Annotated in this window: 7 protein-coding genes and 1 pseudogene; 7 read left to right on the top strand and 1 reads right to left on the bottom strand. The window is 35.4% G+C overall.

The genetic code is table 11. The features are described from left to right. The first annotated feature begins 129 nt into the window (after positions 1-129). The 4 genes and pseudogenes from B2145_RS13900 to B2145_RS13885 all read left to right on the top strand — a co-directional run. Positions 130-1,509 (top strand): ATP-binding protein, encoded by a 1,380-nt coding sequence (locus B2145_RS13900; protein WP_291103393.1) that lies wholly within the window; start codon positions 130-132, stop codon positions 1,507-1,509. 270 nt (positions 1,510-1,779) lie between these two features. Continuing rightward, positions 1,780-2,049: a RhuM family protein gene (gene rhuM / locus B2145_RS13895; RefSeq protein WP_291103391.1), complete on the top strand. Its 270-nt coding sequence runs from the start codon at positions 1,780-1,782 to the stop codon at positions 2,047-2,049. A gap of 8 nt (positions 2,050-2,057) precedes the next feature. Beyond that, positions 2,058-2,561 carry a hypothetical protein gene (locus tag B2145_RS13890; protein WP_291103389.1) on the top strand — a complete coding sequence of 168 codons (504 nt, stop codon included), beginning with the start codon at positions 2,058-2,060 and terminating at the stop codon, positions 2,559-2,561. Between the two features lie 72 nt (positions 2,562-2,633). Then, positions 2,634-2,774: pseudogene (locus tag B2145_RS13885) on the top strand (adenylyltransferase/cytidyltransferase family protein); the annotation flags it as partial. Positions 2,775-2,885: 111 nt separating this feature from the next. On the opposite strand, the gene B2145_RS13880 reads toward B2145_RS13885, so the two are convergent. Next, on the bottom strand, positions 2,886-3,029 hold the full coding sequence (locus B2145_RS13880; RefSeq protein ID WP_291103387.1) for a hypothetical protein: 144 nt from the start codon (positions 3,027-3,029) through the stop codon (positions 2,886-2,888). Here B2145_RS13880 and B2145_RS13875 point away from each other — a divergent pair. From B2145_RS13875 to B2145_RS13865, 3 genes are all read left to right on the top strand, one after another. Beyond that, on the top strand, positions 3,028-3,993 hold the full coding sequence (locus tag B2145_RS13875) for an SDR family oxidoreductase (protein WP_291103386.1): 966 nt from the start codon (positions 3,028-3,030) through the stop codon (positions 3,991-3,993). The two genes, B2145_RS13880 and B2145_RS13875, sit on opposite strands and share 2 nt — an antisense overlap. Before the next feature lie 72 nt (positions 3,994-4,065). Beyond that, entirely contained in the window at positions 4,066-5,340 is a 1,275-nt protein-coding gene (locus tag B2145_RS13870; RefSeq protein WP_291103383.1) for a nucleotide sugar dehydrogenase, read from the top strand. A 36-nt stretch (positions 5,341-5,376) separates the two neighbouring features. Continuing rightward, positions 5,377-6,372: a polysaccharide biosynthesis protein gene (locus B2145_RS13865; protein ID WP_291103381.1), complete on the top strand. Its 996-nt coding sequence runs from the start codon at positions 5,377-5,379 to the stop codon at positions 6,370-6,372. Positions 6,373-6,374: the final 2 nt, after the last annotated feature.

Raw genomic sequence — 6,374 nt, 5'->3', positions numbered from 1 at the left:
CGCACCAAAAACTGGGGGCTATTATAAAATTAATGAGGAGTCAGGAAGTTAAGACTAAGGAACTCGCAGCCTACCCAACTATAAATATAAACTTTTGACTAAATCTGCAATTTATTACTAATGCATAGGATGAACAATCACCTTTCCTTGGAAAAATTAATTAAACATGGGGAAGGAGAAAACCTCGAGTTTAAAAGTAATTTTAATACCGAGCTTATTGAAACACTGGTTGCTTTTGCCAATACAGGCGGAGGAAAGGTTGTGGTTGGTGTCAATCAAAAGAATGAATTGTGCGGAGTCGTGATCCATGCAGAAACAGTGCAAAATTGGATTAACGAAATTAAAAACAAAACATCGCCTACATTGATACCTGATGTGGTTGTTTCAGAAATCGAAAATAAAAAAGTAGTTGTTTTTGCCATTCAGGAATACCCCATAAAACCAGTTGCAACACGAGGCAAGTATTTTAAGCGAACTGCGAACTCAAACCATTTGCTGAGTATAACAGAAGTAGTTAACCTGCACTTGCAATCGTTTAATACAAGTTGGGATTTTCATGCCAATAACCAATTCAAAATCGATGCTATTTCGCTTTCAAAAGTTCAGTCAGCTATTGATATTTTCAACCAAACAAACGCTAGGATTAACGATGATCCTTTAACATTTCTACTAAAAAATGATTTGTTGCGAGGGGACCAAATAACCAATGCCGCTTATTTGTTATTCACCGAAAGGGATACTGTTTTTACCACCATTGAATTGGGACGGTTTCAAACCGAAACCATTATAAAAGACAGTGCGCGCACAAAATCGGATATATTATCTCAAGTTGATCAAGTTATGGACTTTGTGAAAAAACACATCAACAAAGAAGTGATCATTACGGCACAAGCCCGAAATATTCAAAAATGGCAATACCCGTTGGAAGCAATCAGGGAAATTATCACCAATATGATTGTCCACCGCGATTATCGTTCCTCTTCCGACTCTATCGTTAAAATATTTGACACCTATATTGAATTCTACAATCCAGGCAGATTGCCCGATAGTATTTCGGTTGAAAACTTGCTTTCGAATAACTATAAATCAACACCAAGGAATAAACTCATTGCTGATTTTTGTAAAAGTATTGGACTCATAGAAAAATATGGTTCAGGAATCCGCAGGATTGTGGAGTATTTTAAAGAAGCCCAACTCCCAAGTCCTGAATTTAGAAATATCTCCGAGGGATTTATGGTTACCATATTTGCCCTTAAAGACGCAAATGTCCCTTTAAATGTCCTTTTAAATGTCCCTTTAAATGTCCCTTTAAATGTCCCTTTAAATGAAAGGATGGAACTATTATTAAAACTAATACATGCCAATAAATTTATTACCGCAGAAGAGTTGGCGGCAGCATGTGCTGTTAGTGATAAAACAATTAAAAGAGATATTGATTTTTTAAAGAATAATACTATTCTGAAGCGAATGGGCAGCAAAAAAAGTGGTTATTGGGAAATTATAATTTAAATTTGAAAATTAAAAGAGAGTTATCGATTATCGGTTAATCGAGAACCCATTGCTTCGTCCTTCGTCCTCGCAATGACAGTGTTCGGTTATCTGTTATCCGTTATCTGTTGACAGTTGTCCGTTCGAGCGCAGTCGAGAACCGAGGTTTGTTAAATTCCAAGAGTAGAGAGACCACATCAAAATATAAATGAATACCAACGAAATTATTTTATACCAGCCCAATCATCTACCCACTCCTATAGAGTTCGGATTAAAGATGAATCAGTATGGTTGAATAGGCAACAACTTTCCTTGTTGTTTGATAGAGATATTAAAACTATTGGGAAACATATAAATAATGCCTGTAAGGAAGAGTTAAAAGGTATTTCAGTTGTCGCAAAATTTGCGACAACTGCAACAGATGGTAAAGTGTATCAGATGGAGCACTATAATCTTGATATGATACTCTCTATTGGTTACCGGGTAAAATCAACACGGGGGGTAGAATTCAGACCCGAGCGAAGCGAACGGGCGAAGCAATCTGGGCCAATACTATTTTAAAAAGTTATTTGTTAAAAGGGTATGCGTTGCACAACCGAATGGAGATTTTGGAGCAAAAAGTAACCCAACTAGAAGAGAAGAACAATCAATTTGACTTATTGCTAAGAACCACACTACCTCCAAGCGAAGGTGTGTTTTATGATGGACAAATATTTGACGCTTATGAACTTATAGCCAAGATTATTAAATCGGCCAAAAAATCTATTATTCTGGTAGATAATTATTGTGATGAAAGTATGTTAGTACTACTTTCAAAAAGAGCCCCTAAAATAAAAACAACGATATATACCAATAAAATAGATGCAGCTTTGCAATTGGATTTAGATAAGCACAACCAACAATATCCGCCCATAAGTATAAAATTGTTTAAAAAATCACACGACCGATTCCTAATCATTGATGAAACAACCGTTTATCATATAGGAGCGTCATTAAAGGACTTAGGAAAAAAATGGTTTGCTTTCTCCAAGTTGCAGCTACCAATAGCTCCTTTTTTAGATCAGTTAAAGTAGCCGATCCCGATAGCTGTAGAGACAAAAACTGAGAACTGAGAACGGACAACCGACAACTAATAACAGAATACAATGAACCAAAATAATCTTAAAACAGGAATAACTTTTAGCGCTTTCGACCTTTTTCACGCTGGACATGTAAAAATGCTGGAAGAAGCCAAGCGGCATTGTGATTATTTAATCGTAGGTTTGCAAACGGATCCCACGCTGGATTGACCAGAAAAGAACCAACTGGCACAAACGGTAGTGGAGCGGCATACTGACGGAATTGGTCAAACAATCTGAACTAGTCAAAGTGGCCTTGCGTAAGGAAACACCATTGATTCAAATCATAGACTGACCTATTTTGCCTTTGGCGAAAGAAGGATTCGGGAAAGCCAAAGGCATTCTTTTGGGTGGATTTTTAGCGGGGTTTTTGATGGTTTTGGGTTTAATTTTAAGAAGAATAGTTAAAAATTTATAATTCATGAAAATATTGATTACCGGAGGAGCCGGATTTATTGGATCTAATTTATGTGAGCATTTTTTGAGCAAGGGATATAAGGTAGTTTGCCTGGATAATTTCGCCAGTGGACACAGGCATAACATAACAGCTTGCTTAGAAAACTCTAATTTTACATTGATAGAAGGAGATATACGTAATTTATCTGATTGTCAGAAAGCCATAGAAGGGGTTGATTATGTTTTACATCAAGCGGCATTAGGATCTGTGCCACGGTCCATAAATGATCCAATAACAACCAATGATGTGAATGTTTCTGGTTTTTTAAATATGCTTACAGCTTCACGTGACGCAAAAGTAAAACGATTTGTATATGCGGCAAGCTCTTCAACTTATGGAGATTCTGTTGGCTTACCAAAAATAGAGGAGGTAATAGGGAAACCACTTTCCCCTTATGCGATAACCAAATATGTTAACGAATTGTATGCTGAAATTTTCAGTAAGACTTATGGTTTAGAAACAATTGGTTTACGTTATTTTAATGTTTTTGGAAGAAAACAAGATCCAAATGGAGCTTATGCTGCCGTAATACCAAAATTTGTAATGCAATTTATGAATTACGAAAGTCCATTGATCAATGGTGATGGCAATTATTCTAGAGATTTTACTTATATTGATAATGTAATTCAGATGTGTGAATTGGCCATGACAACCCAAAATTCAGAAGCTATTAATACGGTTTATAATACTGCTTTTGGAGATAGAACTACTTTAACAGAATTAGTCGGTTTGTTGAAAGAAAACTTATCGGCTTTTGATGTTAAAATAGGGAGTGTTGAAATTATATATGGTCCTAACAGGGCGGGGGATATTCCTCATTCTTTGGCTAGTATAGCTAAGGCAGAACGGCTATTAGGTTACAAACCACAATATTCTATTCAAGATGGTCTAAAAGAGGCTGTTACTTGGTATTATAATAATTTAAAATAAAATTTTCCTTAAAAAGAATTCACTTTAAAAGGAATTTATTTAGGCACTAAAATTTCTGGAATAAAATTAAATATGAAGAAAATCGCCATTATTGGTCTTGGTTATGTAGGACTTCCTTTAGCAAGATTATTTGCTACAAAATATTCTGTAATTGGATTTGATATTAATAAAGATAGAATTGCGGCTTTAAATGCAGGTCATGATAGCACTCTTGAAGTAGAAAACGATGTTTTACAGGCTGTTTTGGTTAATCAATTTTCGGATAAAACGGGTCTTTATTGTACTAATGATATAAAAATTTTAAAAGAATGTAATATTTTTATAGTTACAGTCCCGACACCCGTGGACAAAAATAATCGCCCTAACTTAACACCGCTATACAAAGCAAGTGAAACAGTGGGAAAGGTTTTGAAAAAAGGGGATATAGTAGTATATGAATCAACAGTATACCCTGGTGTTACAGAAGAAGAATGTGTCCCCGTTTTGGAAAGAGTTTCAGGGTTACAATTTAATGTGGACTTTTTTGCAGGGTATTCACCTGAAAGAATCAATCCAGGAGATAAAGAACATACCGTAGAAAAAATATTAAAAGTGACTTCAGGTTCTACTCCCGAAATTGGGATTATTGTAGATGAATTATATAAAAGCGTCATTACAGCAGGAACGCATTTAGCACCTTGTATTAAGGTGGCTGAAGCAGCCAAGGTAATCGAAAACTCACAACGCGATATCAATATTGCTTTTGTGAATGAGTTGGCAAAAATATTTAATTTAATGGATATCGATACCCATGCTGTTTTAGAAGCAGCTGGAACTAAATGGAATTTTTTACCTTTCAAACCAGGATTGGTTGGGGGGCATTGCATAGGAGTAGATCCATATTATTTGGCTCAAAAAGCGCAAGAATTAGGATATCATCCTGAAATAATTTTAGCAGGAAGACGTTTAAATGACAGTATGGGGGAATATGTAGCCTCGCAAGTGGTAAAGCTGATGATAAAAAAAGGAATCACCATTAATGGAGCGAATCTACTGATGCTCGGAATTACGTTTAAAGAAAACTGTCCTGATGTGCGTAATACAAAAATAGTAGATGTAGTTGCCGCTTTAGCTGATTATGGAATTGCCGTTATCATTTATGATCCTTGGGCAAACCCAGAAGAAGTAAAGTATGGATACAATATCTCAAGTACGCGAACATTATCAAATCAACAATTTGACGCTATTGTTTTGGGAGTAGCACATAAAGAATTCAGAGGTTTGGATATGACAAAACTCCAAAAAGAAGTAAATGTGGTTTATGATGTAAAGGGAGTTTTGGGAGAACAAGTTGACGGAAGATTGTAACAAATTATAATAAATAGATAAAATAATCATTATATAATGTTTAAAGATAAAATTTTATTAATCACAGGTGGTACAGGCTCATTTGGTAGTGCTGTTTTAAACCGTTTTTTACATACCAGCCATTTTAAAGAAATACGTATTTTTTCACGTGATGAAAAAAAGCAAGATGACATGCGTAATTTTTATAAAAATGATAAAATTAAATATTTTATTGGCGATGTAAGAGATTACAACAGTATACAATATGCGATGCACGATGTTGATTATGTATTCCATGCAGCAGCATTAAAACAAGTGCCATCTTGTGAATTTTTCCCCATGCAAGCCGTAAAAACCAATGTAGAAGGGACGCAAAATGTTATTCGTGCAGCGGCTTCTAATAAGGTTAACAAGGTAATCTGTTTGTCAACTGATAAAGCAGCTTATCCAATCAACGCTATGGGGATTTCTAAAGCCATGATGGAAAAAGTAGCCATAGCAGAAGCGCGTAATTTAACAGATACTACTGTTTGTTTAACACGTTACGGAAATGTAATGGCTTCTCGTGGTTCGGTTATTCCGTTATTTTTATCTCAAATCGAAAAAGGGGAAGTATTAACTGTTACAGATCCTCATATGACCCGTTTTTTAATGTCGTTAGAAGAGGCTGTAGAATTGGTTTTATTTGCCTTTGAACACGGTAATCCGGGTGATTTATTCGTTAATAAAGCACCTGCTGCTACAATAGGTGATTTAGCGGAGGCAGTTTGTCAATTAAAAAATGTAAAAAACGAAATTAAAGTTATCGGAACCAGACACGGGGAAAAACTCTATGAAACTTTATGTACGCGTGAAGAAATGATGAAGGCAGAAGATATGGGTGATTTTTATCGTATCCCTTCTGACAACCGTGATTTAAATTATGCTAAATATTTCTCCGAAGGAAAAGAGATTCAACCTGAAATTGAAGATTACAATTCGCATAACACAAAACGAGAAGATGTTGAAGGGGTAAAAGTGCTATTAAAAAAACTTGACCTATTTCAAGACTAAAT

The sequence above is a fragment of the Flavobacterium sp. UBA5153 genome (assembly GCA_002413745.1).
Classification (GTDB): Bacteria; Bacteroidota; Bacteroidia; order Flavobacteriales; family Flavobacteriaceae; genus Flavobacterium.
Note: the sequence above shows the minus strand (reverse complement) of the source record. Positions and strands in the feature narration are given on the sequence as shown.